Origin of the sequence: Methanothermobacter sp. K4 (assembly GCF_022014235.1) — an archaeon.
In the GTDB taxonomy this organism is placed as follows: Archaea; Methanobacteriota; Methanobacteria; order Methanobacteriales; family Methanothermobacteraceae; genus Methanothermobacter.
This window is the reverse complement of record NZ_JAKLTD010000001.1, coordinates 322,904-347,548: the sequence shown is the minus strand read 5'-3', so window position 1 is coordinate 347,548 and position 24,645 is coordinate 322,904. Positions and strand designations below refer to the sequence as shown.

24 protein-coding genes are annotated in these 24,645 nt (G+C 47.1%); 9 read left to right on the top strand and 15 right to left on the bottom strand.

The window, feature by feature from the left end; all coding sequences use genetic code 11:
- Nucleotides 1-5 precede the first annotated feature (5 nt).
- The gene (gene mmp11 / locus L5462_RS01805) at nucleotides 6-938 is read left to right on the top strand and encodes a methanogenesis marker protein 11 (RefSeq protein WP_237779130.1); all 933 of its coding nucleotides are present in this window, start codon (nucleotides 6-8) and stop codon (nucleotides 936-938) included.
- Nucleotides 939-940: 2 nt separating this feature from the next.
- Here the strand turns inward: mmp11 and L5462_RS01800 are convergent, their stop codons facing one another.
- A complete protein-coding gene (locus L5462_RS01800) occupies nucleotides 941-2,635 on the bottom strand; it encodes a glycosyltransferase (protein WP_237779129.1) in 1,695 nt (564 codons plus the stop codon).
- Nucleotides 2,636-2,772: 137 nt separating this feature from the next.
- Here L5462_RS01800 and purE point away from each other — a divergent pair, with 137 nt between their 5' ends.
- Nucleotides 2,773-3,777 (top strand): 5-(carboxyamino)imidazole ribonucleotide mutase, encoded by a 1,005-nt coding sequence (gene purE, locus L5462_RS01795; RefSeq protein WP_237779128.1) that lies wholly within the window; start codon nucleotides 2,773-2,775, stop codon nucleotides 3,775-3,777.
- Between the two features lie 10 nt (nucleotides 3,778-3,787).
- A complete protein-coding gene (locus L5462_RS01790) occupies nucleotides 3,788-5,059 on the top strand; it encodes a UbiD family decarboxylase (protein ID WP_237779127.1) in 1,272 nt (423 codons plus the stop codon).
- A 131-nt stretch (nucleotides 5,060-5,190) separates the two neighbouring features.
- On the opposite strand, the gene amrS is transcribed toward L5462_RS01790, so the two are convergent.
- From amrS to L5462_RS01770, 4 genes are read right to left on the bottom strand one after another with little or no spacing between them, the layout of a single operon-like run.
- Nucleotides 5,191-6,198, bottom strand: a complete 1,008-nt coding sequence (gene amrS, locus L5462_RS01785; protein ID WP_237779126.1) for an AmmeMemoRadiSam system radical SAM enzyme — start codon at nucleotides 6,196-6,198, stop codon at nucleotides 5,191-5,193.
- Nucleotides 6,199-6,215: 17 nt separating this feature from the next.
- Nucleotides 6,216-7,199, bottom strand: a complete 984-nt coding sequence (gene thiL, locus L5462_RS01780) for a thiamine-phosphate kinase (RefSeq protein ID WP_237779125.1) — start codon at nucleotides 7,197-7,199, stop codon at nucleotides 6,216-6,218.
- A 30-nt stretch (nucleotides 7,200-7,229) separates the two neighbouring features.
- Nucleotides 7,230-7,658, bottom strand: a complete 429-nt coding sequence (gene cfbA / locus L5462_RS01775; protein WP_237779124.1) for a sirohydrochlorin nickelochelatase — start codon at nucleotides 7,656-7,658, stop codon at nucleotides 7,230-7,232.
- Nucleotides 7,630-8,028 (bottom strand): Zn-ribbon domain-containing OB-fold protein, encoded by a 399-nt coding sequence (locus L5462_RS01770; protein ID WP_013296562.1) that lies wholly within the window; start codon nucleotides 8,026-8,028, stop codon nucleotides 7,630-7,632. The genes cfbA and L5462_RS01770 overlap by 29 nt, the downstream gene beginning before the upstream one ends.
- 274 nt (nucleotides 8,029-8,302) lie before the next feature.
- Here L5462_RS01770 and L5462_RS01765 point away from each other — a divergent pair, with 274 nt between their 5' ends.
- Both L5462_RS01765 and L5462_RS01760 read left to right on the top strand, forming a co-directional pair.
- Nucleotides 8,303-9,205 carry a hypothetical protein gene (locus L5462_RS01765; RefSeq protein ID WP_237779123.1) on the top strand — a complete coding sequence of 301 codons (903 nt, stop codon included), beginning with the start codon at nucleotides 8,303-8,305 and terminating at the stop codon, nucleotides 9,203-9,205.
- Complete coding sequence (locus L5462_RS01760) at nucleotides 9,202-9,993, top strand: hypothetical protein (RefSeq protein ID WP_237779122.1); 792 nt, start codon at nucleotides 9,202-9,204, stop codon at nucleotides 9,991-9,993. Before L5462_RS01765 ends, L5462_RS01760 begins: the two co-directional genes overlap by 4 nt.
- Nucleotides 9,994-10,045: 52 nt before the next feature.
- On the opposite strand, the gene L5462_RS01755 is transcribed toward L5462_RS01760, so the two are convergent.
- The 4 genes from L5462_RS01755 to L5462_RS01740 form a co-directional block, all read right to left on the bottom strand.
- Nucleotides 10,046-11,377, bottom strand: a complete 1,332-nt coding sequence (locus L5462_RS01755) for a magnesium transporter (protein WP_237779121.1) — start codon at nucleotides 11,375-11,377, stop codon at nucleotides 10,046-10,048.
- Between the two features lie 35 nt (nucleotides 11,378-11,412).
- Nucleotides 11,413-11,976 carry a potassium channel family protein gene (locus L5462_RS01750; RefSeq protein ID WP_367186126.1) on the bottom strand — a complete coding sequence of 188 codons (564 nt, stop codon included), beginning with the start codon at nucleotides 11,974-11,976 and terminating at the stop codon, nucleotides 11,413-11,415.
- Nucleotides 11,977-12,084: 108 nt separating this feature from the next.
- Entirely contained in the window at nucleotides 12,085-13,158 is a 1,074-nt protein-coding gene (gene cobJ, locus L5462_RS01745) for a precorrin-3B C(17)-methyltransferase (protein ID WP_237779119.1), read from the bottom strand.
- A gap of 93 nt (nucleotides 13,159-13,251) precedes the next feature.
- Nucleotides 13,252-13,749, bottom strand: coding sequence for a hypothetical protein (locus tag L5462_RS01740; RefSeq protein WP_237779118.1), 498 nt, complete (start codon nucleotides 13,747-13,749; stop codon nucleotides 13,252-13,254).
- 141 nt (nucleotides 13,750-13,890) lie between these two features.
- On the opposite strand from L5462_RS01740, the gene L5462_RS01735 reads away from it, so the two are divergent.
- Nucleotides 13,891-15,354, top strand: coding sequence for a DNA-directed DNA polymerase II small subunit (locus L5462_RS01735; RefSeq protein ID WP_237779117.1), 1,464 nt, complete (start codon nucleotides 13,891-13,893; stop codon nucleotides 15,352-15,354).
- Nucleotides 15,355-15,371: 17 nt separating this feature from the next.
- Nucleotides 15,372-15,935 (top strand): class II aldolase/adducin family protein, encoded by a 564-nt coding sequence (locus L5462_RS01730; RefSeq protein ID WP_237779116.1) that lies wholly within the window; start codon nucleotides 15,372-15,374, stop codon nucleotides 15,933-15,935.
- A 91-nt stretch (nucleotides 15,936-16,026) separates the two neighbouring features.
- Here the strand turns inward: L5462_RS01730 and L5462_RS01725 are convergent, their stop codons facing one another.
- The 3 genes from L5462_RS01725 to L5462_RS01715 form a co-directional block, all read right to left on the bottom strand.
- Nucleotides 16,027-16,281, bottom strand: a complete 255-nt coding sequence (locus L5462_RS01725; RefSeq protein WP_013296572.1) for a UPF0147 family protein — start codon at nucleotides 16,279-16,281, stop codon at nucleotides 16,027-16,029.
- 74 nt (nucleotides 16,282-16,355) lie between these two features.
- Complete coding sequence (locus L5462_RS01720) at nucleotides 16,356-17,345, bottom strand: cobalt-precorrin 5A hydrolase (RefSeq protein WP_237779115.1); 990 nt, start codon at nucleotides 17,343-17,345, stop codon at nucleotides 16,356-16,358.
- Nucleotides 17,345-18,235, bottom strand: a complete 891-nt coding sequence (locus L5462_RS01715; protein WP_237779114.1) for a cobalamin biosynthesis protein — start codon at nucleotides 18,233-18,235, stop codon at nucleotides 17,345-17,347. Before L5462_RS01715 ends, L5462_RS01720 begins: the two co-directional genes overlap by 1 nt.
- Nucleotides 18,236-18,332: 97 nt before the next feature.
- On the opposite strand from L5462_RS01715, the gene L5462_RS01710 reads away from it, so the two are divergent.
- Together L5462_RS01710 and cdc6-1 are read left to right on the top strand one after the other, a co-directional pair.
- Nucleotides 18,333-18,800 carry a DUF2299 domain-containing protein gene (locus L5462_RS01710; RefSeq protein WP_237779113.1) on the top strand — a complete coding sequence of 156 codons (468 nt, stop codon included), beginning with the start codon at nucleotides 18,333-18,335 and terminating at the stop codon, nucleotides 18,798-18,800.
- A 792-nt stretch (nucleotides 18,801-19,592) separates the two neighbouring features.
- Complete coding sequence (cdc6-1, locus tag L5462_RS01705) at nucleotides 19,593-20,741, top strand: ORC1-type DNA replication protein Cdc6-1 (protein WP_237779112.1); 1,149 nt, start codon at nucleotides 19,593-19,595, stop codon at nucleotides 20,739-20,741.
- On the opposite strand, the gene pyrB is transcribed toward cdc6-1, so the two are convergent.
- From pyrB to L5462_RS01690, 3 genes are read right to left on the bottom strand one after another with little or no spacing between them, the layout of a single operon-like run.
- Nucleotides 20,724-21,650, bottom strand: coding sequence for an aspartate carbamoyltransferase (gene pyrB / locus L5462_RS01700; RefSeq protein ID WP_237779111.1), 927 nt, complete (start codon nucleotides 21,648-21,650; stop codon nucleotides 20,724-20,726). The two genes, cdc6-1 and pyrB, sit on opposite strands and share 18 nt — an antisense overlap.
- 9 nt (nucleotides 21,651-21,659) lie before the next feature.
- Nucleotides 21,660-22,391, bottom strand: coding sequence for a tRNA (adenine-N1)-methyltransferase (locus L5462_RS01695; RefSeq protein ID WP_237779110.1), 732 nt, complete (start codon nucleotides 22,389-22,391; stop codon nucleotides 21,660-21,662).
- 4 nt (nucleotides 22,392-22,395) lie between these two features.
- A complete protein-coding gene (locus tag L5462_RS01690) occupies nucleotides 22,396-24,606 on the bottom strand; it encodes a DEAD/DEAH box helicase (protein WP_237779109.1) in 2,211 nt (736 codons plus the stop codon).
- Between the last annotated feature and the right edge of the window lie 39 nt (nucleotides 24,607-24,645).

Below are 24,645 nucleotides of genomic sequence, written 5' to 3'. Positions count from 1 at the left end.
CCTCCATGGAAATACTCAAACCATCAGACCTGAAGGAAAGGTTCAGGGACCCCTGGATATCACCCTACAAGAAGGTCCTCACCATGGTGGACGGGGATCTCGTTGAGATCCTGGAATACCACCCATGCATCTCAGGGTCAGAGTGGATGATATACCAGTACAGCAGGTCGAGCAAGCTGATAGAGAGGGCCCGGAGGGATGGTAACAGACACGCCTACCTTGCACATACCGGTAAGGCCCCAATAGAACTTAAGGCAAGTCTGAATGCCGCTGGAATAGAGGAGGTGGCTGTTGAGGGTGATGAGGTCCGTGTTGTGCATGCCGGCCTTGCAGGTGCCGGGGTTGGTGCTGCCATGTGCCGGGGTATGGCAGAGGGTGTGAGGAGAATCGAACTCTATGAGGTCGGAGGTGGCTCAAAGCCCGGGAGGGCCGCAGTAATAACACCCCGCCTCGAGAAGGTTGTCCTGGGTATAGATGACACTGACACCCCTGAAAGTGGCGCGACCTGGACCCTTGCCAACAATATGGGCATGGAGCTTGGCCGGAGGGGATTTGAGTACATCGACCATGTGACGGTTCAGCTATACCCACACAACCCCCGCAAGACACAGAACTGCGTGTCTGTTGCCCTTGCCTTCGCGGTGCAGCCTGGTAGGAGCAATGAACTGGTCAATCTTGCTGTAAGTTTTCTTGAAGAGAACACCCTTTCAGATAAAACATCTGTCGCGGTTTTCAGAGGTATAAAGGTTCCTGAAGAGCTGAAAGAGTATTCAATAATGGCTAAAAAGAGTTTCATGGAAGTTGAGGATGCAGAGGAAGTTGCAGAGCCCCTTGGAATAGATCTCATTGAGGTAACAGGGGCTCAGGGTAAGATAGGGGCCCTTGCAGCCATCGGCCTCTACGACGACCCGGAAGAAGCTGCAAGGGTATACTACTGACTTCAGGACCATATGTTGAGGAATTTACCCTCAGATGCAGTTGCAAACCTCATGTCAGATGAAGCCCCCCTTCTGATATCAATTTTTACCGTATGGCCCCCATGGTATATCCTGTAGCTGGAATCCTCTCCCCTGAACCTTATATTTCTTATAACTTCGCCATTAACGGATACAGTGTATGAACCATTCTTCATGACCCCGCTGGCCTCTGCAACCAGCCTATTGTCAACGTAAACCTTGACCTCCGAGGCCGGGGACTCATCGTACTGAATTATGACACCGTTATAGACCGTCATGTTGGAGAGGGATATGTTCCTAATTGCATAGACATTGCTGAATATCTTTCGAAGATTTCCATCCTGGATCACGTCACCCACATTAACCCCAAGGGCCTCCCTTGCACTGGTTGGGATCCTCATTATGTTACCTTCACCTTCCCTTGTCCTGTTGAGGGTATAGACCTCATCATTCAGGAATACCCTGTCTCCATAATCAAGTCCAAGGGTATTTATCGCCTCCTCGGGAATTCTTATGGAGTTATTCTCATTTTCAAGTACGCTGTCAATCCTGTATGGTCCCCTGACATCGAATGTTCTGTTTTCATTGCTCTTCTTCCATATTATCAGGTTACCTGATGTCGGTTCAATTGATATTTTACCATCGTCCACCTTGACGGCTCCCAGCAGTGTTGATATCATGGCAAGAAGGATGAGGCCAGAAACCAGAATGGGGAAGTGCATGTATATGAATGATCTTACAGTCTGAAGCTTGCCCTGGGAACGCCTGAAAACGTATATTGATCTCCTGATCAAGCTTATAAAGTAATAAACGGCAACTATGGACCCTGAAACCGCTATAATGATCCCTGCTGTTGCCGGTATTGTCCTTATAAAGAATATGCTGAATATCCCGAGGGTTGTAAGTGAGAGGCCCAGTATGCACATTCTTATGGACTTTCCCATGGTGTCCATCATGGTTATTCTGCCGTACTCAAGTGCCCTGTCAACTATGGTCCTTACAACCTCGTTGGCAACCAGGTTAAGGTCCCTGAGACTTGCCATGTCATGGTGTATCGTCCCTATATCCACCTCCTTAACTGTGAGACCAAGGACATCCGCATCAAGGACTATGCCAACATCGACCCCATAATCCTCCTCAAATTTCATCTTCTCAAGGGCAGATCTCCTGGCTGCGAACTGTCCGCTTAGTGGCTGCTCGAATTTTATCTCAGGGAAGAAGAAATTCAGAAGTGGCTTTGCAGTTAACTCAGTAACCCTTCCGGCCTTTCTCCTGAAACGTGTTTTTGTGAGGTCCGCCCTCCCCCTGATTATGGGCCTTATCATCCTCTCAATTTTCTCTGTTGTCATATTCTCAAGGTCAGCGTCAATAAAAACCACTATCTCTCCACTGGAATGCTTGAATCCGGTCCTCAGTGCAGCGCCCTTGCCGCGGTTGCTGGCATGTCTTATGACCCTTGCACCTGCAGCCTCTGCAACCCCGGCAGTGTTATCTGTGGATCCATCATCCACCACTATGACCTCGCTCACTAGTTTAGAGCCTTTAGCTGCCTCAACAACCATTGCAACGGTCTTTTCCTCATTGAACGCTGGTATAACCACTGAAACTGTCTGGTCATCTTCCTTCACTGTCCTGAGGGCACATAAAAGGAAGACCAGGAGTAGAATAAGCCATGACATCCCTACACCTTCTCCTATCTATGAAGTTCTATTGGTTGAAAACCCTTAAATATTAAGCCATTAAGATGCGTCGGGAGATCCTATTAAATATGAATTGGAATAAATATCTATCCATAAATGTAAAGGTGAATCTCTAAATGAAGCCCAGAGTGATGATACTCCTTGGAAGTGCATCGGATTTCAGGATAGCCGAAAAGGCCATGGAGATCTTTGAAGAACTCAGAATACCCTATGACCTCAGGGTTGCCTCAGCCCACAGGACCCATGAAAAGGTGAAGGCCATCGTCGCTGAGTCTGTAAAGGAGGGTGTTGAGGTCTTCATAGGGATAGCTGGACTTTCAGCCCACCTTCCCGGGATGATATCGGCTAACACCCACCGGCCGGTGATAGGTGTTCCAGTTGACGTTAAACTCGGAGGACTTGACGCCCTTTTCGCATGCTCACAGATGCCCTTCCCTGCCCCGGTTGCGACGGTTGGTGTTGACAGGGGAGAAAACGCCGCAATACTGGCTGCCCAGATAATAGGTATAGGTGACCCGGAGGTGAGGGAAAGGGTCTCTGAACTCAGAAGGGGTTTCTATGAGAAGGTCCGCAGGGATGAGTGCCAGGTCCTCAACAGCATAGAGGGGTCATACTACGCCCCCCTAAATGTTGAGCTTCCAGAGCTGCAGGATAATGAAAAATCTGGTGAAGAAGACGCCCCGATGGTATCTGTGATCCCCGGCAGCTACTCTGACATGAAGATCGCCAAAAAGACTACAATGTTCCTCGAGCGTATGGGTATAAGCTATGACCTCAACGTCATATCACCCATAAGGTACCCTGATAGGTTCGAGAGGTACCTTGAGCGTATGGAGAATGTTAAGCTATTCATAGCGATAAGTGGACTCTCAGCCCATGTTACAGGTGCCGTTGTCGCCCTCAGTGACAGGCCTGTGATCGGTGTTCCATGCCCCCTCAAAATGAATGGCTGGGATTCCCTCCTCTCAATGGTTAACATGCCACCAGGTGTCCCTGTTGCGACCGTTGGAATCGGTAACGGTGGTAACGCGGCGATACTGGCGGCTGAAATGCTTGGAATATATGACAGTGAAATCGAGTCCAGGATAAAGAGGATAAAAAGCCGTTCAGTCAAGTTCTGATGGTGATTCAATGAGAGAGTTCCTTGATAGGCTCGATGAAGAACCTCTGATAATTGAGGATGAGGTTTCGACCCGATTTGAGGCGGCAGGTATACTGAGGAGGCACCCCAGGGAAGTTGTGATACTGAGGAATATAAGGGAATCAGATATTCCTGTCATATCCGGACTCTGCAATACAAGGGAGAAGATAGCCCTTTCCCTGAACTGCCAGGTAAATGAGATAACCCATCGCATTGTCCATGCAATGGAGAACCCGACACCCATAAAAAGCGTGAGGGGCCTTGAGGGTTACAGTTCAGAGGATGCCGACCTCTCAAGGCTCCCGGTTCTAACCCACTACCAGAGGGATGGAGGCCCCTACATAACGGCAGGGGTCATATTTGCCAGAGATCCTGAAACCGGGGTCAGGAACGCCTCCATCCACCGAATGATGGTCGTATCCTGTGATAGGATGGCGGTCCGTATAGTTCCAAGACACCTTTATACATATCACCAGCGGGCCGAGGAGATGAGTGAGGATCTTGAGATAGCAGTAGCCATAGGCATGGACCCCGCCACCCTCCTTGCGACAACCACATCCATACCCATAGATGCCGATGAGATGGAGGTTGCAAACACCTTCCACAACGGTGAACTGGAACTTGTGAGGTGCAGTGGAGTTGACCTGGAGGTCCCCCCTGCAGAGATAATACTGGAGGGCCGGATACTCTGCGGTGAAAGGGAAAGTGAGGGCCCCTTTGTTGACCTCACAGATACCTATGACGTTGTAAGGAATGAACCCGTCATAGCCCTTGATAGGATGCATATAAGGGAAGATGCCATGTACCATGCGATTCTACCTGCAGGATTTGAACACAGGTTACTTCAGGGGCTGCCCCAGGAGCCAAGGATATACAGGGCAGTTAAGAATACGGTACCCACGGTAAGGGATGTTGTTCTAACTGAGGGGGGGTGTTGCTGGCTCCATGCAGCCATCTCAATTAAAAAGCAGAGCCAGGGGGATGGCAAGAATGTTATAATGGCGGCCCTTGCAGCCCATCCATCCCTTAAACATGTTGTGGTTGTGGACGACGATATAGACGTTTTTGATCCTGAGGAAATCGAATATGCCGTGGCAACAAGGGTGAAGGGTGATGATGACATCCTGATAGTCCCTGGGGCAAGGGGCTCATCCCTGGACCCTGCGGCACTTCCCGATGGTACAACAACCAAGGTTGGTGTTGATGCAACGGTGCCCATTACTGGGGCAGAAAAATTTCAGAGGGTCAGCCGGTCCGAGTGACAGGGCACCATAAAAATTTATTTCTGAATAACTGTTCAGTTTTTTTGTTTTTCTGGCCACAGGAACCTCAGGTGCCAGATCAGATTTACAGAAATAAGTAAAGTCCCATTTTCCATCCTCAAAAATATTAACTAATCGGTTATAACGTCTACAGCGGCTTTGCAGGCGCTGCACCTACCATCACTGAGACCCACCGTTTTTGTGAGGTAACCATCCCTTTTTATAAGTAGCTCCCCGCACACCGGACAGTAGGTGTTCTCAGCATCGGTCCCTGGAAGGTTCCCCACATACACGTACTTCATCCCCGCCTCAATGGCTAGGTCTCTGGCCCTCATCAATCTATCAGCCCCGGTTGGGGGCACATCCTGCATCCTGTAATGCGGAAAGAACCGTGTGAAGTGTAGTGGAACCTCTAGCCCAACCTCCGATACCATGAAGTTCACAAGGGCCACTATATCATCATCAGAGTCATTGTAACCTGGTATGAGGAGGTTTGTGACCTCTATATGGATACCCATCTCATGCATCCTTATGATGTTCTCGAGTACAGGTTCTGGCTTTGCATCACATAGCTCACGATAGAATCGCGCAGACATTCCCTTGAGGTCAACATTTGCAGCGTCCAGTAGTGGTCCAAGCAGGTTGAGGGCCTCCTCACTCATGTAGCCATTTGTAACATAAACCGTTTTGAGGCCCTCTGCCCTTGCACGTTCTGCAGAGTCCAGAGTGTATTCAAGCCACATGGTGGGCTCATTGTAGGTCCATGCTATGGAGGTGCAGTTACTTCTGAGGGCATTTTCAACCGCCTCCTCCGGTGAGATGTACTTTGTGGGAAAGCCATCTATGCGTGCCTGTGATATGCTCCAGTTCTGGCAGTACCTGCACCTGAAGTTACATCCGACACTGCCAAGAGAGTAGACGAGGCTGCCAGGATAAAAGTGGAAGAGTGGCTTCTTCTCTATCGGGTCAACCGCCTCTGAGGATACCTCCCCATAGTTCAATGAATAGATCTTTCCGTCGCTATTTTCACGCGTGAGACAGTACCCCCTTCCCCCTTCAGGTATCAGACATTTCCTGTTGCATACAAGGCATCTTAACCTATCATCCTCCTTTTCATAGAGTATGGATTCCTTCCTCATGGTATTCCCCCTACATTTCAGGGGTGCAGATGTTCATAACCCCTCACATGAAGTTTATATGTATCTCCATGCTTATCAACCATTTCAATGGAGGGTGACCCTATGACCTCACCTATGATGTGTACTTCCATTATTCTGGAGAGTTCCTCCATTGCATCAGGTGGTGCGGTGAAAACAAGTTCAAAATCTTCCCCGTAGTACAGGGCGAATTCCAGTGGATCCACTCCAAGGAGGGATGATGCCTCAAACACCTCTGTGGGTACAGGTAACTTCACCTCATGAATCCTCATGCCGGCCCCGCTGGCGTCCATGAGCTCGCCAAGTTCACTTATGAGGCCATCGGTTATGTCTGTGGCCGAAGACACAAGCCCAGACTTCGCCATTCTGGATGCCTCTTCAACCCTTGCAACGGGCCTCAGGGATTTTTCAACCACGGCCTCAAATCCAGCAGTATCTGCTCCTGATAGAAGAAGTTCGGTGCCTGCAGCTCCAAGCCCAAGGGGGCCTGTCACCGCAATGAGGTCCCCTGGCCTGGCGCCGGACTTCATCATCACAATGTCCTTCCTGACCCTTCCAATGGCTGTGCCCCCCATTATTATCTCATCCCCCTCATTGGTATCCCCCCCAATCAATGGCGCCCCATAGTGGCTGCACGCCTCCAGGACGCCGCTTATGAGGGAGTCGAAGGATTCCAGGTCAAGGTCAGGGAGGGCTATGGAGAGCATGAAGCCCTCCGGTACAGCACCCATTGCAGACAGGTCACTCATGTTCACTGTAACTGTCTTCCATCCCATATCGTGATGGTTCATTTTAGGGGGGAAGTGCCTGCTTTCAATTAAAAGGTCTGATGTCAGGGCAAGATACTCCTCCCCCATATCAAGTAGTGCGGCGTCGTCTCCAAGACCGAGAAGCTCTGAGGGTTTGAAAAATGAGGCTGATCTTGATATTATCCTTGAGATGAGTTTCTTCTCGCCAAGGGATGATATTCTATCAGGAGACATTTTTATCAAAAATAAATTGGGCATTTACCCTTAAATGGCTGATTTAACCCTGTCCCTGATTATCTCAGCAATTCGTGGATCTGCCCCGAGGGGCTCGGTGTAGACTATCTCACCATCGAATTCAAATTCCTCATGCTCATGTTCATGGTGATGGTGGTGATGCTCAGCGCCATTATCAAGACCCAGAATGTGTGGTATGTCGTGTTTGGTGTGGACCCCATGGGCCAGGAATACTGGAGTAACAATGATCTTTTCAACGCCCATAGCTGCAAGTTCATTTATGGCCTCTGGTATTGATGGCCTGGATATGTTCATGAATCCCACTGCAACAGGATGGTCAACCTCCTTTCTGTAGATATCTGCTATACCGTTTATAACCTCCTCACCGTAGGGCAGGCGGCTTCCATGCCCCACAAGAAGAACACCTATCCTAGTTTTTTGGCCTGAATTTGAATCCATATGATATCACCCCATCTTCACCCTCTTCTCTCACCTTGCGGAATACCATTTCGACCTCGTCACCTATCTCTATTGAATCAGGGTCGCAGTCAACAATCTGGCTTGTTATCTTCGCACCTTCCTCCAGTTCAACTATGGCCACCACGTAGGGGGCTATATCCTTGAACTCATCGGTTGGGGTGTTTATCACGGAATAACTGTGTATCTTTCCCCTCCCGCTGAACTTCAAGTCCTCAAGCTTACCTTTACGCCTGCATTCAGGGCATATTATTCTGCTTGGGAAGAAAACATTCCCGCACTGGAGACATTTTGAACCTGTAAGATTGTAGCGCTGGGGTATATGGCGCCATGTCCTAACGGTTTCTGTCATGATATGACCTCCGTAAATGTAATCGGTTTTCATTATCTATCTTGATTCATTATAATTAAATCATATGGTCCGCGGATATTTAAATCCATTGTGCTCCCATGGGAGTAATAAAGATTCTTATTACCCCTGACTTGATCCATGGAATAATCTGGCCTTTTTTCTCTTTCTAAATGGTTTAGGTCGCCATTAAAGCACCAGAACTGTTAATATTAACTTAATATCATTTCAGTAATATTTTTATGTTAGTAATAATTAATTTTAATCCGGTGATACAATGGATGATGGAGGATATGTGATGGGAGGTCTAAGTCTTCTTCTCATGGTTCCGACCGTGATACTCGCCCTCATGATACTCAGCATCGATGATTCATCGGTGGAAAGAAGTGCTGATAGGGCCCTATCTGAGAGTATGACAGGGGCCCTGTGGGACATAAGGGACAGCATCCCAGTGATAACAGGGGAAGTTCTAAATGAAACTGCGCATGAGGCCATAAACGGTACGCTTCCTTCAGATCTGGACTCCAGGGCCCTCGTGAGGGAAAGGGTAGATGAACGCATTGATAGGTTATGTACCGTCCACAGCAATATGAATGTGAGCTGTAGCGTGAATTCGGTTGAGGGGGCATCCGATGATCCATTCTTTATTGAGGTTAACTCCACTGTTGATATTAGGTCAGGTGAAATTCACCACACTGAGAACCTTTCGGTAAGGGTGTCTGTTGAGGGCCTGCCTGATCCCCTGCCCTTCAGGGTTCTTGGGAGGTTGCAGCACAATGAAACGTCAATAGAGTATGGTGGGAGCCTCAGGGACTACCTTTCTTCAGGGAACAGAGAAGCCTATGAGGGGGCTTCCGGTCCTTTCATAATAAAAAGGTGTCCCTATGAACCCTACATCAGCCATGGATCCAGCGTTGCCCTCTATGCCTGCCTCATAAATGGATACTACCATGAGAGCCATGATGGGTCCTGCTACCTCTGCAGGCTGGAGGGAAAAACCTCGTGCCCACACTTGGGCCTTGAAACCTTCATAATACCCTCAGGAAATTCTGAGGAGGCCCCGGTATCCGTTGACCACGTTCTATTCACAGCCCCCTACAACGGAGAACCCCACAATGCATCAGGACTCATCCTATACCTTGACAGGGCACATGGAGAAAAGTACGGTGTGGTGCATTGATATTCTCAACAGATTTTCTGCTCTCCCTCATCATCGTAACCATGATTGTAGGTATATCTGCAGAGCTCATGGATGTGCAGGAGACCCGTCTGGATGAAAAATTCAGGGAGGCGTACTTCAGGGAGAAAAATGCTGCTGCAGTGGATATTCTCATAAATACACCAGGTGATCCTGTCAACTGGGAGAAACTTCCTCCAGGCACCTGCAGGTATCCTGGAATTGCCGTCCCAGGTAAAAGGGGAGTTATATCCTATGAAAAACTCATGAAACTTCGGTCAAAACCGGAATTACTTGAAAGGGCATTCCGGTGGTTTCATGTGAGAATTGTGCTCCATCCCCTCAACGACAGAATAAGCCCCATAATTATTGGAGATGAAGTGATTGGGGACGAAATATACGTATTCAGAAGAACCGTCAACTGCAACTTCCTATCAGATTATGTTATCAGGCGAAGTGAATGCATATGTCCCTCGGGTCATGGTGAAAACTGGACCTGCATGAATTTTCGCGTTAATGACTCACTGGATTACTACCTCATATCAGATGGCTCCAGCGGATCATTCATCGTTGACAGAGACTGCAACAGAAGCAATGAAGAAATAAAAATCCGCTCCGGAAGTTTGAGACTGAATTTAACAGGGCAGGGCGTGGTATGGATCCACTTACATGGCTGTGGAGGAGGTGTAATAATTGCTGGCCTTCCCCGCTCTGGAATGGATTGCCCGCCGAAACCCGATTACTTTGAGATCCAGCCATGCTCCCTTCAGATCCTCATATCCCCATACTGACTCAGAGCTCCTGCTAGCAGTTATTACATGGTTCTGAAGTCTTCATGGTGATTCAGATCCCTATAACTGCTATTATGGCTATTACAAGACATGTATTTGCCACTGGGTCTGTCATGCTGGTCGATAGGGGAATGACTATGTTGTCAGGGTCCAGTTCAAGTCTGTAGGATGCCGAGCTCAGATAAAAGCCCACCAGGAGAAGGAATGGAGTCAGAAGGTACCCTGCAAGTGAACTTATAAGAACCATCCTCTCAAGGCCAAGGGACCCTATACCAAGTGAAACACTCACAACATGGGCCAGAAGCCCAATGGTTGGATATATGATCAGTGACAGCACGGATATTATTCCAAAGTTTCTGAGGGCCTCCCCATGAGGCCTGAGGGTTGCGGGGACTATACCTGAGTGGAGCCCGGAAGAAAGCCTTGCTCCGAGTATGCTTACAAGGTCTCCGCTTTCACCTGAAAACAGTGGCACCAGTGCAAGGATTGCAGGGTTATCAAGTATAAATGATAGTTTACTGTTTAGGACTATACCTGCAGTGGTTCCAAGGGCCGAGCAGAGGAGAAGTACTGGCACACTCTGTCTTATGATCCTTCTGAGGTTATACTGACCCTTAATTCCCATTGCAAGGCCCAGAGCACCCATCAGGATAAACAGGAAAAAGAGCACCCATTCAAAAATACCATTCTTTACAGCTTCAAGGATCGCCAGTGCAGCGAATATGGATGGGAGCGTGAAAAGGTCACCTGAAGCTGCTATGAGGGGTGTTGTGACGTTATCAGGGTCCCAGCCATTCTCATAGCTCTTGAGGGATATGAGGACGGTTGCCGGGAGGAGAACAGCCCCTGATATTATGCCCCCAGCCACAGAGATAACAATGAAATCCATTATTCCCATGCTTCGAAATCCAAAGATGTGGCAGAATACCCAGGCCATGAATCCAAGGAAAATTGACATGACCACGGTCAGTATGATGGTGGCCTCAATGTTCTCTGTAAGGACATCTGATTTTCGAAGTTCCGGTGAAAGGGTACCTATATGCAGACCTGAACCGAGACGTGAACCCAGGGCACCGAAGATGTTACCCCTCATGCCTATGGCGCCAGGTATCAGTACAAGTAGACCCGGATATGACTCCAGGAGGGGAGACATCTTACCCAGGAATATACCTGCCACAAGGTCCCCCAGGGCACATATAAAGAGTGCGACGAAGCTTTCCCCTATAACCCTCTTAGAACCCCTGAAAAAGCTTCCGAAACTTCTGAACAGATTAAATGCTCTGATAAATCCCCTTGAGGCAATTATGGATAAATTGACGGTAAATGTTAGCAGGGATTGAAGTATGAGCCGAGTCGTCCTCAGTAATCTTCCTGTTATCCTCATTGATCTCACCTGCTAACATTCACATCATCTCTGGACTATTCTATGCTACACCCTATATCCTCAAGGGTCATCTCACCCTTTGCAAGGGCAAATAAGAGTTCTGAGCCTGCTTCGTTCCCCTTGGCAATAAGGGTATCGTTCTCTGCAAGTACCGTGTTTCTGTCAGGTCCATAAATCCAGGATTCGCCTCTTCTGATGGCTATAACCCTCATACCCGTTCTTGTTGCAAGTAAAAGGTCTCCCAGTGATTTCCCTGCCAGCTCTGATCCCTCATCAATCGTCACCCTGACTATTATCTCATCTGACTCCTCCATGACCATCTTGAATACAGGGTGAGGTTTGATTCCCTTTAACACCAGGTCAGCGATGTCCTTGGCAGAGTTTGCAATGCTTTCAGCTGCCTCGCCCACCTCAAGAAGGGCTGTCAGTTTTTCGGCGTCCTCAACAGATCTTGCAGCAAGAAGTGACTCCTTTTTTATCTCATAGTTAAGCCTGTTAACCTTGTTTTCAAGTTTTATGACCTCCTCTGCCGCGTCCCTGCTGTTAAACAGGAGTGCAGAGTATGCAAGATCCACCATCAACTCCGAAAGGTTCTTCATTTCGATGAGAATATCCTTAACACTTTTGGACAACTTTCATCCTCCTGGGCTGCTGAACTGATATTGGGTGACTTTGAATAAATATCTTGCTGCGGTGAAATTGGTTCTTCAGATGGAGTCATCTCTCGATGAAACCATAAGGCACTCCCTTCGAAGCTTGAGAAGCTCCTTCTTCCTATCGGTTAGATCATCTGGTTCTGAAATCAGACGCCTGAGACCCCTTCTGATGCACTCAACAGCCTCGTCGGTGTGTATCCATCTGCAGTCCTGGCAGCTCCATACACCCTTATCACGTATCCAGTAGCCCCCTGTGGATCCATCACCGCACGGATAGAATGGACAGTAACAGAATGCACAGTTCTGACCCTTAAAATGGCAGGGGTAAAAGTCGCATTTCTCATCAGGACCTGAATCTTTGCCGCATGGATTCTCCTCATAGAACTTCCTTGCAAGTTCATGGAGTGGGACCTCAACCGCGTATCCGCGAGGTGTGATCATGTAGCCATCCCTTGTGTAGGTTGTAACGTTGCCAACTATTATGGTGGTGGACATGTCCACAAGGGATTCGTCTAGATCTCCAAGAGCCAGAATACTCACCTGTGGACTTCCATTTTCGGTTCTAACCACGCCAACTGGCGTTTCTGGTTCAAGTTCAGATCTCAGTATTTCAAGTGCCTCCCTGAAGGGTTTCTTCCTCCTCTTTCCCAGGGGGTTATAAAGGGCTATTACAAGTCCCGACTCTGCAGCTGCCCTTATCTTCATCCTTATCTCTGATAGGGGTGTGAGGATGTCGCTTAGACTTATAACTGCAAAGTCATGGAGTGGTGCCCCCAGCTGTGATGCTGCATAGTTGACCGCGGTCACGCCAGGTATAACCTCAAATTCAAGCCCAGAATACTTATCAAATATCTGAAAGAATACATTGGCCATCCCATAGACACCAGGGTCTCCTGAACTCACCAGTGCAACATTTAGACCTTCAAGGTGTTTCTCAATGGCCTTTTCCACTCTCTCAAGTTCAGATCCCATTCCGCTTTTTATTATCTCCTTGCCCTCCAGGAGGTCCTCTATCTGTTTTATGTACCTCGCATATCCTATGACAACATCGGATTCCTCAAGAGCCCTGAGGGCCCTTACTGTTATATCCTCCCTTGTGGGTCCAAGTCCTATTATCCTTATCATGAAAACACCTTCAGTGAATCAGGAGCTTATTGATGTGGAGCCAATGCAGCGGCATATCCAAAAACTGCCTGAATTTACCCTCCTAAGTGATGCTCAGTAAATCCTGGTTACTGAAATGATTCTAAGGGTTCTGATATCAACCCATACCCCTGATGACCTCGTTTCAGCCCTTGCAGCTGCAGTTACAGTGAACTGCTCGGTTGGCCTTATTACTATCTGACCGCTTCCTGTCTGGTTTTCACGGTATCCTGTCGCTGTTATGTTGATATTGATGTTCTCAAGTGATGTGTCCTCTGTTGTTGTTGCATTGAGGGACCGGATGTTTATTCCATCAAGGCCTGTGCGGGCTTTAAGGGCATCTGCAACATCTGCATTGTTTATTATCCGTATCTCCTCAGGCCCTCCAGTGATGGTGGAGGTTATATTCTTGCCGGAATCCAGGAATGAAGACACGGTGTCTATCTGCATTTCAATAAGTTTTTCCACATCCGGTGGTTTGGACGTTACAAGTGTGTATGAACTTATGAGCCCAGCCTCAAAGAAGGCCAGGAATATTATGAGGAACAGGAATAATTTAATGATCCTTGGCAATGCATCACCTTTTTTCTGTGAATGGACCCAAAGGGTAAACTAGTATTTCGATAAAGAATATATGAACTCAATGAAATATTTAACTGTGAACCCATTTTAAAGATTTCTCAGGCACCAGTTTAACCGCAGTGAATGATTGAAATGAATGAAATAATAGGAAAATTCGCAAGGGAAGGAATTTTAATAGAGGATAACGCATATTTCAGGTTGAAGGAAATGGATGACCCTTCAACAGCTTCCTCAGAGATTATAGTTAAGATAAAGAAGAATGGTGGGGGTAAATTCACTCTCCTGACCTCTGAGATGCTTGATGACCTATTTGAGGTTACTGAGGAAATAGATAACCCCGCGGAAATAAAGGCGAGGGGTCCAATCAATGTTCCAAGGGAGAGGGACTTTGACTTCAGGGTTATCACAGACACCAGTAAGAGATCATACACCAGCGGGGAGATAGGTGACATGATCTCCTACTTCAACAGCAGATTCAGCTGCCTGAGGGATCTCCTTAAAAGACGCCCTGAACTTAAGAGTCATGTGCCCATTGCTGATCTTCGTGGCGGGGACGACGCTGTGAGCATCATAGGGATCATAAATGAGATACGAACCACAAAGAATAACCACAGAATGCTTGAACTGGAGGATGAAACCGGGGAAATAACAGTGGTGGTTCACAATGAAAACCATAAACTGTTTGAAAAATCCGAGAAACTGGTGAGGGATGAGGTGATAGGTGTTCAGGGTGCGAAAAAGGGGAGATTTGTGGTGGCCTCTGAGATCTTCCATCCAGGGGTTCCCAGGATACAGGAGAAAGAAATGGACTTTTCTGTTGCTTTCATATCCGATGTTCACATAGGAAGCGAGACATTCCTTGAAGATGCATTCACCAGGTTCATTAAATGGATAAATGGTGACTTTGGGACAGAGGAACAGATGAATATCGCGGCTGACATTAAGTACCTGGTGGTTGCAGGTGATATTGTTGATGGTATCGGTATATACCCGGGACAGGAAAAGGAACTCGTCATAAAAGATATCAATGAGCAGTATGAGGAGGCCGCAAGGCTTTTTGGAGATATAAGGGATGACATAAAGATCGTGATGATCCCTGGAAACCACGATGCATCAAGGATCGCTGAGCCCCAGCCAGCAATACCCGAGGAATATGCGGAGCCACTCTACAGCCTCAAAAATGTTGAATTTTTGAGTAACCCGTCCATGGTTAGTCTTGACGGTATAAAAACCCTCATATACCATGGCAGAAGCTTTGATGACATGGCCATGAGCGTGAATGGGCTTTCACATGAAAGATCTGATCTCATAATGGAGGAACTCCTTGAGAAGAGACACCTCGCACCAATATACGGTGAGAGGACCCCGCTTGTATCTGAGATAGAGGACCACCTTGTGATTGATGATGTCCCCCATATCCTTCACACTGGACATGTCCATATAAACGCATACAAAAAATACAAGGGCATTCACCTTATAAATTCAGGTACATTCCAGTCGCAGACGGAGTTCCAGAAGATATACAACATTGTCCCAACATGTGGCCAGGTCCCGGTGCTTAACAGGGGGGTAATGAAGCTTCTGGAGTTCAATTAGTCCAGGCAGGTGATTCCTTGAATCCGCTGAGGGATGTTGTTGATGTTTCGGTTCACCTCTACAGGAGGGGCCTTGTATCTGGTATTGGAGGGAATGTGAGTGCAAGGGTGGATGATTGGGTTTTCATAACACCCACAATGGTCCCCCTTGACCAGGTGACACTTAAAAATGTTGCAATGGTTGACCTTGAAGGGAATATGCTGAGGGGCGGGAGACCATCCTCAGAGCTGGAACTCCATCTTGAGGTCTACAGGAGGAGACCTGATGTCAATGGTGTGGTGCACACACACTCACCATATGCCAGGGCATTTTCAGTTGCAGGTATTGAAATTGAGAAAATGGAGGGCTTCAGAGGCATGGGCCATGGGAAGATTCCTGTGGTACCATATTATCCCCCCGGGAGCAGGGAACTTGCAGCTGCCTGTGCAGAGAGTATGGTGAATGAAAATGCGGCTGTCCTTGAAAACCACGGTGTGGTATGTGCCGGTGAAACCGTTAAGGAAGCCCTCCTGCTTGCAGAGTTCATTGAGGAGTTGGCAAAAACCCGGTTCATCGCCGAGGTCCTGAAATCCATGAAATAGTTAAATTAACTGTTCAAACAAACAAGATATAAAAAACAGAAATTTATCCCCAAAGAAATTGTTCAAACAAACAAGATATAAAAACAGAGATTTATTCCCTTATGGATTCAAGTTCACTGAGTATTTCCCATACCAGTGTCCTTGCATGTATCGGGATGTTGGGGTCATTGCTTATCTCATCCAGAATCGATATGACTGTGCTAGCCCTTACTGTACTGTCCTCATCTGGATTGTTGAGGATCTCCTTTGATTCCTCTGCGGCCCTTCTGATGTTCCTTGGGACACTATTATCTTCCATAATGTGTTTTAAAATTTCAGAAACGCGATCAAATGTTTCGTTACTCATGTTGGGTCCTCCCTGCTGAATTCCTGAAGAATACAGAATAATGTTTATATTCAATCTGGTTTATATCATTTAGGTTAAAAAGTTTTTGGTGTCCCTGAAACCGCCACTGCAACCGCAACTCCTGATGATGTTGTTTTTCTTATAACCAGTTTTGATTTCGCTCCTGCACTTTTAAGAGCCGCTGCTTCGCATACACTTCCAACACCAAATTTTTCGTTGACAAAATCTGAAAATGAGTGTGTATCCTGTGATCTGAGCTCCTGGGGAGGTATGATTTCCAGGGGGACCCCCAGATTCTCTGCTGCATCAATTACTCCACTTTCATTTTTCTTCATGTAACCTGTTGCCAGTGCATCGATCCTCTCTGGAGGTAGCTTTAAGAGTCCAAGTGCTTCCACAATTGCAGTGGTTACTAGGGTGGACTCAACTCCCCGTCTTGTCCCTATGCCCACCGAAACCTTGAGGGGAGCAAGTCTCATGACCTCAGAGTTGCAGTGGGCCCTTACAACCTCATCCCCATCCCTTATGTACCTGTAGGTTCCGGACAGTTCACCATCAATGAGGGGCTCCAGGTTCCTTGAGGAGTGCAGTTCCACGGTGTGCCCATCCACAATTGAGGAGTTGAAGTGCTTCACGAGGTGCCTGTCAAGTATCAGGTAGAAATATCTTGCTGCGAAGCTGTCAATTCCCACAAGACCATTAACATCAGTTGCTGTTGTTATAACAGGGTTTGCGTTGAGTATGTCTGCAATTTTGACTGCAAAATCGTTTGCACCTCCTGCATGACCTGAAAGGAGGCTTATGACATTCTGTCCCATTTCGTCGATAACAATAACTCCAGGATCAGAGAATTTGTTTTTAAGGAGCGGTGCTATCTTCCTCACCATTATGCCTGCGGCCATTATACCAATTATCATGTCACTCCTGGAAAACACATCCCTGAAATCTATATTCCCGTGGATGATTTTAACTGAGAGAATGGTGGGATCGTTCATAAGAGCCGTCTTCAGGGTCTCACCGAGTTTCCTGCCATTTTCTGTAATTGTAAGTATGCTCAGTCTCATTATATCACCAGCATTATTCCTGTTGCAGATAGGATAAACAGGGCCAGGGATAGTGAACTCAGTTTCAGGGCGTCTTTAAGCTTTTCATGTGAAAGTAAATCTCTGGGATCCCCCAGAACATATACTCCTGGTTTTTCCAGCTGAACGGATAGAGCTCCGGCCGTTGCAGCCATTGTGAATCCTGAGTTGGGACTGGGGGTGCGTCTGGCGTCCCTGAGGAGCACCCTCAGCGAATTTTTCCAGTTCATGGACAGGAGAAACGCTGCAAGAACAATCATAAACCCTGTCACTCGGGATGGTATGTAGTTCAGTATATCATCAAGTCTGGCAGGGAACCATCCCAGGTCCCTGTTTTCATCATCAAGGTATCCCACCATTGCATCAAGTGTGTTAACGGCCCTGTAAAGGAATGCGCCTGGAAGTCCCAGGAGAATAAAATAAAAAATTGGTGCTGTAACTGAGTCTGTGAGGTTTTCTGTGAGTGTTTCAATTGTTGCTGAGAGTATCTGCCCATCCGTTAGGGTGGCAGTGTCTCTGCTTACAAGATAGGAAAGTTTCTCCCTTGCCTCATCAATGCTGTTATTCAGTGATCTCCCAACATCCAGGGCGGATGTAAAGAGCATTCTTATGGATATTACCGTTGACAGGAGCACTGCAGCTATCAGAGTGTATAGAGGGCCATCCAGGTACCCTATGAGTATGGCTGGTGCTGTGAATACTGAGATAACCGCGAGAGTCATTATCATTCCTGATAGGCGCGTTTTACTGAGGAAGCCCTTCATCCATACTATGATGGAGCCCATATGAACAACAGGGTGCAGGATGGCTGGGGGTTCCTCCAGGATGATGTCAATGAGAACTGCAAGTAGCAGGACGGGGATTTCATTCATGTTCTCATTTTTGTTACGATCAATTATATACCCGTGACATGTAATAATTTCATCATGTTATATATTCATGGATGGATATAATTAGTTGTGTGATACCATGTCAGAGAAGAAGATAAAAAAATGGCTTGAGGAGGAGGGCTTTCTTAGGATGGAGGTACCTGACGAAAACGCTTCCTTTCATTATGTTATAAACTATCCAGAGGATCATGTAATTGATATCATTCAGCCCGCTGGAAAGAATGATATGATTCTTATAGCCTGTGCAACCAGTGTTAGTCCAGAGCACCAGTCAGGTATACGTGCACTCAGCATGGAAAAGAGGACTGAATTCATATGGAAGGTCCGTTTTACTCTGAACATGTTTGGGGTTGATTTCCAGCTTGATCATCCAGAGAACGTTCTAAACAGTTATCTTGTAACCTCTGAAATATTCTCTGATGGCCTGTCAAAGGACAGGTTGATTTCAAGTATAAAAAACGTTTTCAGGGCCAAACTTCATGTCATGTGGATGATACAGGAACGTTTCGGTGAGGATAAACCCGAACACGACAGCATGTATGTGTGAGGTTCATTTCCAGTGCAATATTATGTGGGCTGCTTCTGGCCATCTGGGAGAGATGGATTTCAAATGTAACTTCTGTTTTGCTTTCTGAGTCTGGTCTGAGGGTCATCTATTTCAAGTGTAATATCTGTTATGGCCCATTCATGGAATGTGAGTGAGAGGTGGATTTCAACTGTAAGTCATGTATGTACCGTGGGGTTAGTGAGAGAGAGGTGGATTTCAAGTGAAATATTTATTACAATATTAAATTTCAAAATTAAAATGTGACATTGACTTCAAGTGTAAGATTAAGTGGTACCGACTGGACCAACTTCAGAGAATCCTGTCTGTCAAGATGCTAACAGTTGGAATACATGTTTCCTACCTGACAGCAAATGAATTCTGTATTTACACTTGAAATGTATGTCTCTCTTCCGATAACCTAACATTTCAGGAACAGTTACACTTGAAATGTATGTCTCTCTTTCATGTTCTGGCAGGTAGATAATCGTTACACTTGAAACGCATGTCTCCCATTCACCTCCAGGTGGGGGCCAGGGAAAGTTTACACTTGAAATGTATGTCTCTCCGATTTATTATGAAAAAGCGTGATGTTAATAAAAACTTTTATCTAAGAGTTAGAATAAGAAAATTTACACTTGAAACTTATCACCCTGTCTATGAGGGTGATCTAAAGGGGCACTGCCAGATTAAAAAGGGAAACCTCAAAACCCTGAGGATTGCCATTCCAGTTTTGAGGCCTTTATAATAAATTCAAGCAGCAGTTTTCTCTAAAACTTTATTTGAAGTGGTATTATGAACATTTTTGATGAGATAGGGGACAAAGAATCTGTTTTTAAGGATAAAAAATATCTTGACCACAGGTTTCTACCTGACAGGCTGCCTCACAGGGAGGAACAGATACGCTCAATAGCCAAGTACTGGGTTGAAGCACTGAATGGAGTCACACCACCGGACATAACAATATATGGAAAAACAGGAACGGGGAAAACTGCAGTTGCCAAATTTGCCATGAAACAGCTTAAGGAGGCTTCAAGGGACTGTGATGTCAACATAAGGACAGAGTACATACGCTGTACCGATTACACAACAGAGTACCAGGTCATAGCAAGGCTCTGCCAGCAGCTTGGTCGTGATGTCCCCTACCGTGGCTGGACAAAGGCCGAGATAGTCAACACATTCAGGAACATGTTCAAGAAAAACGCCTTTGGCCAGGACATGATACTCCTTGTTGTACTTGACGAGATAGATATACTCCTAAGGAATGATGGCGACGGCCTGCTCTATACCCTCACAAGGACGGATAATGTTTCCATTCTCTCCATAAGTAACTACGTTGAATTTAAAAAGTTCATAAAACCACGTGTGAGGAGCAGTTTAAGGGACAGGGAGATAGTCTTCCCCCCCTACGGTGCCCAGCAGCTTGTTGACATACTTGAGGAGAGGTCAAAGCTGTCCTTCAAGGAAGGTGCACTTGATGACGATGTAATACCCCTCTGCGCAGCACTTGCAGCCAAGGAGGAGGGAGACGCAAGGTATGCCCTTGACCTTCTAAGGACGGCAGGTGAAATTGCAGATGAAAGGGATTCTGATATTGTGAAGGGAGAATTTGTGAGGGAAGCCAAGGACTACATAGAGCACAACAAGATCACGGACATAATACTTACACTACCCAGCCAGCAGCAGAGAGTCCTTGAGGCGATACTTTACCTCACAAAGAGAAAGGAGGAGATAACCTCCGGAAGGCTCTATGAAGTCTACAAGGAGATATCAAAGGGCGATTCAGTTTCATACAGAAGAATATTCGATTTCATAAATGAACTTGAGATGCTTGGACTCATATCAACCAACACTGTCTCCAGGGGAAGGGGAAAGGGACGCACAAATATCATAGACCTCCAGTGTGAAACTTCGCTCCTGGAGGACTCACTCTGGGGAGTCTGATCTTTCTCTTATCAGCATCTTGAGAAGAGCCATTCTCACAGGTACACCATAGAAAGCCTGTCTGAAATACATCGCCTGTGGAAGTGAATCAACCTCAGGGGATATCTCATCTATCCTTGGAAGGGGATGCATTACAATGAGTTCCCTACCTGAGACCATGTTTCTGTCTATATGATAGGCCCCTTTGATCCTTGAATACTCCTCAGGGTCAGGAAAACGTTCCTTCTGTATTCTTGTAACATAGAGGACATCCACATCATCTATAACATCATCTAGCCTCTGGGTCTCTGTAACCTCGACCCCACTACCTTCAAGGTCATGTATGACACTGTCAGGCATTCTGAGCTCTGGGGGTGATACAAAGCTCATTCTAACCCCGAAAACAGCAAGTGCGTAGGCAAGTGAGTGCACTGTCCGGCCGTACTTCAGGTCCCCCACAAGTGCAACATTGAGGGATTCTATTTTACCAAAGAATCTCTTCATGGTGTAGAGGTCAAGGAGGGTCTGGGTGGGGTGCTGACCTGCCCCGTCACCTGCATTGATAACCGGAACATCCACAATGTCTGATATATAACGGGCCACCCCCTCAAGGCTGTGCCTTATCACAATTGCATCGGAGTAGCCTGCAAGCATCATTGCGGTATCGGTCAGACTTTCACCCTTTGCAGCTGATGTCGCTCCTGTATCTGCAAATCCAACCACACTGCCACCCAGTCTCTTCATTGCAGTTTCAAATGAAAGGCGTGTCCTTGTGGATGGTTCATAGAACATCATTCCAAGTATCTTTCCTGTAAGAATACTGGATGACCTTTCGCCAGAGGCAACTGGCTCCATTTTCTCAGCTTCCCTCAGAATGAACTCTATATCATCCTTTCCAAAGTCCTTTATTGAGATAACATTTTCAAACATCAAATCCCTCTAGACCTTTCTCATGAATGTGAGGTATCCTGTGTGTCCAACCATTCTGGTCCTTGGCCGTGTTCCCTGCCTCCTGACCTCGATTTCACGCTCAATTATTTCGGATGTTCTCATATCTGCAAATCCCAGCTTTGAGCCGACCCTGTGCAGAATTTTAACCTGTTCAATGTAGGGGTTGTAGAAAACCGCCCACCCTCCTCTCATGAGGGATTCATTCAACTCCTCCATCAGCTCCCATGGCCCGGGAAGATCCAGGAAGACCAGGTCCAGGTTATCCTCCTCTATACCCTCCTTTATATCCCTGTTTTTTACCTCGATATTTTTAAATCCGAAGTTCCTGATGTTCCTTTCTGCAACCTCTGCAAAGTCCTCCCGTATCTCATAGGTTGTAACATGCCCTGATTCACCCACCACATTTGCCAGGTACATTGCAACTGTCCCCGCCCCTGTACCTGCATCAACAACCCTTGAACCGTTCACTATCCCTGTGTATGCACAGATCATCCCGATGTCCTTGGGAAGGAGGATGGAACACCTCCTCTCCATGAGTTCAAGGTAATCTGACAGGTTGGGTTTAAGGACATAAACCTCCCTTCCAAGGTGTGTTTTGAGCACATCTCCTGGTCTGGCCTCCTCTATTATCCGGGATTGGATGATTCCCATGTCAGTCTGAAAGTCCTCCCCTGCCTTCATGAGGTACTTTTTACCCCTTTCATCCATGAGTATACGCAACTGATCACCCTCTAATTTTTTCTGAATCCTTGAATTCTGCTTCAATAACCTTCCTGATTTCGGATGCTATCCTTTTACCGATTCCCTCCACTTCCATGAGCTCCTTCTCTGATGCGTTCATAATCGCTTCAACTGAACCGAAACTTTCAAGGAGCCTTCTGGCATACTTGGATCCAATGTATGGAAGTGATTCCACAATGAACAGCTGCTTTTCCTGGAGGGTGACGGGTTTCTTATCTGTCCTGATACGCATGTCAGGTTTTCCCTCCCTCTGTTCCCTAAGGGCTATCCTCCTTATCATTGCAGCCGTATCTGCAGGGGACCTTGTGGGTATTATGGGTATTCCAAAGTCCACCGCAACTGATGCAAGGGCCCCCCTCACAGCATCGGGGTTCATGAAGCCCGAGTAGAGGTCCTCACCCTCTATTATCATCACGGGTCGCTTGAAGTTTTCCACCATCTCCCTGGCCTGCCTGTAAAGCCTCTTATCCATAATTGACCCCAGGAAATCCTGGGTGGTTTTTCTTTCAATCACAGTGTCATCGCTGACCTGATAATCACCCACCGAAAGTTTTCTGAGTTCAAAGTCCACACCGATCCTCCTTAGCTCCCGGAGAACCCTTGAGTTAACCTCACGTGAATCCACGTAGATGAATGGCCTTTCACCATCAGTTTCAGGAAACTCAAGGGGTGTCAGTTCAATTTTCATGGAACCCCCCCTGAGGCTTTCCTTCATGGTTTTTTCCTTCCTGATACTTGAGTAATAGTAGGCCTCGTCCCGGGTTTTCTCAGTCATGAGGACCACCATTCTCCCTGATCTTCTTCTCCCTGTCCTTCCCCTCCTCTGTATCATCCTTATCTCTGATGGGACAGGCTCGTACATGACCACCAGATCAACTGAGGGTATATCTATCCCCTCCTCTGCCACGCTGGTTGATAGGAGGACATCGTGGTTCCCCATCCTGAATGACCTGATTATGTCCCGTTGCTGTTTCTGAGTAAGGTCCTTTTCACCGCTTCTGCTGTTCTGACCATAAAATTTAACGGCGTTTATACCCTCACGCACACAGCGCTGGTATATCTCTTCAAGGGTGTCACGGAACTGGGTAAAAACTATTATTCTTGAGTCTCCCACTTCAAGTTCCTTTCTGAGTATTTCAATGAGCCTGTCAAGTTTTGGGTGTTCAATCCCTGAAACAGAGGCCTTTCTGGTGAGGTACATGGCCCTTGTGAAGTCCGGGTCCATAAGGAGGCTCCTGGCAGCCCTTGTGTTCTTCTTTTTAAATCTGGTGAGGTATCTAAGGAGTGGATGGATCCCCTGGGTTTCAAGGAGTTCAAGGGCGTGTTCAACATTTATTGAGGCCGCTATTAGTGATATGGCCCTGTAGCAGGATTTTGGGGGGTTTGATGAGCGGGCAATCCTGTTCTGAACACGGCCCCTGGCCTTCAGGAGGTCCCTTTTACCCACACCCACACTCTCTATAACCCCCAGGTTCTTGAGCATCTTAAGCCTTGTCTTTAAAACCTTCTTCAGGAGTTCCCTTATCTCCTCAAGTTCAGGTTTCATCTTAACCCTGACCCATTCTATTTTTATGGGTTTCAGGTAGGGCCTGACGTCCGGGTCTTTTTCTGTCTTCACAACCACCTCGTTGAGGAAGAGGTTACTGCAGACGCTTTTTATTTTGTCCTCATCTGCACCTGGAGAGGCTGTCAATCCCAGTATAAGGGGGTTTTTTGCGGTCTGCATGTAACTGGATGCAAGGAAGACGTAGGAGTAGGATCCAACGGCACGGTGGCACTCATCAAAGACCAGGAGCGAAACGTCACTGAGGTCGTATCTTCCGGCGAGGACGTCTGATTCTATTGTCTGGGGTGTTGCGGATATGACCCTGGATTCATTCCAGCGCCTCACCCTTTCCTCGGGGTTTATGCTTCCTGTGAGTGATGTGCATGGTGCGAGGAGGAACTCCCTGAAGCTCTCCTCATGCTGTATGGCCAGTGGTTTGCTGGGTGATAGAATTAGTACCCTGGATCCCCTGTATTTCTGCAGTCTCTCTGCAGCCACCAGCACGGCAACAATGGTTTTCCCAAGGGCCGTGGGGGCCACTATCATTGAGTTGCCTTTCCTTAGGATGTCTGCTGCCAGTAACTGCTGGTAGGTCCTTGCCTCAACTGTCCCTGGCTTTATCAGTGGGTGCTCTATGTACCTTGCCATGGTCTTCTATCTGGTGATCAATTTATTTAATGATTTAAT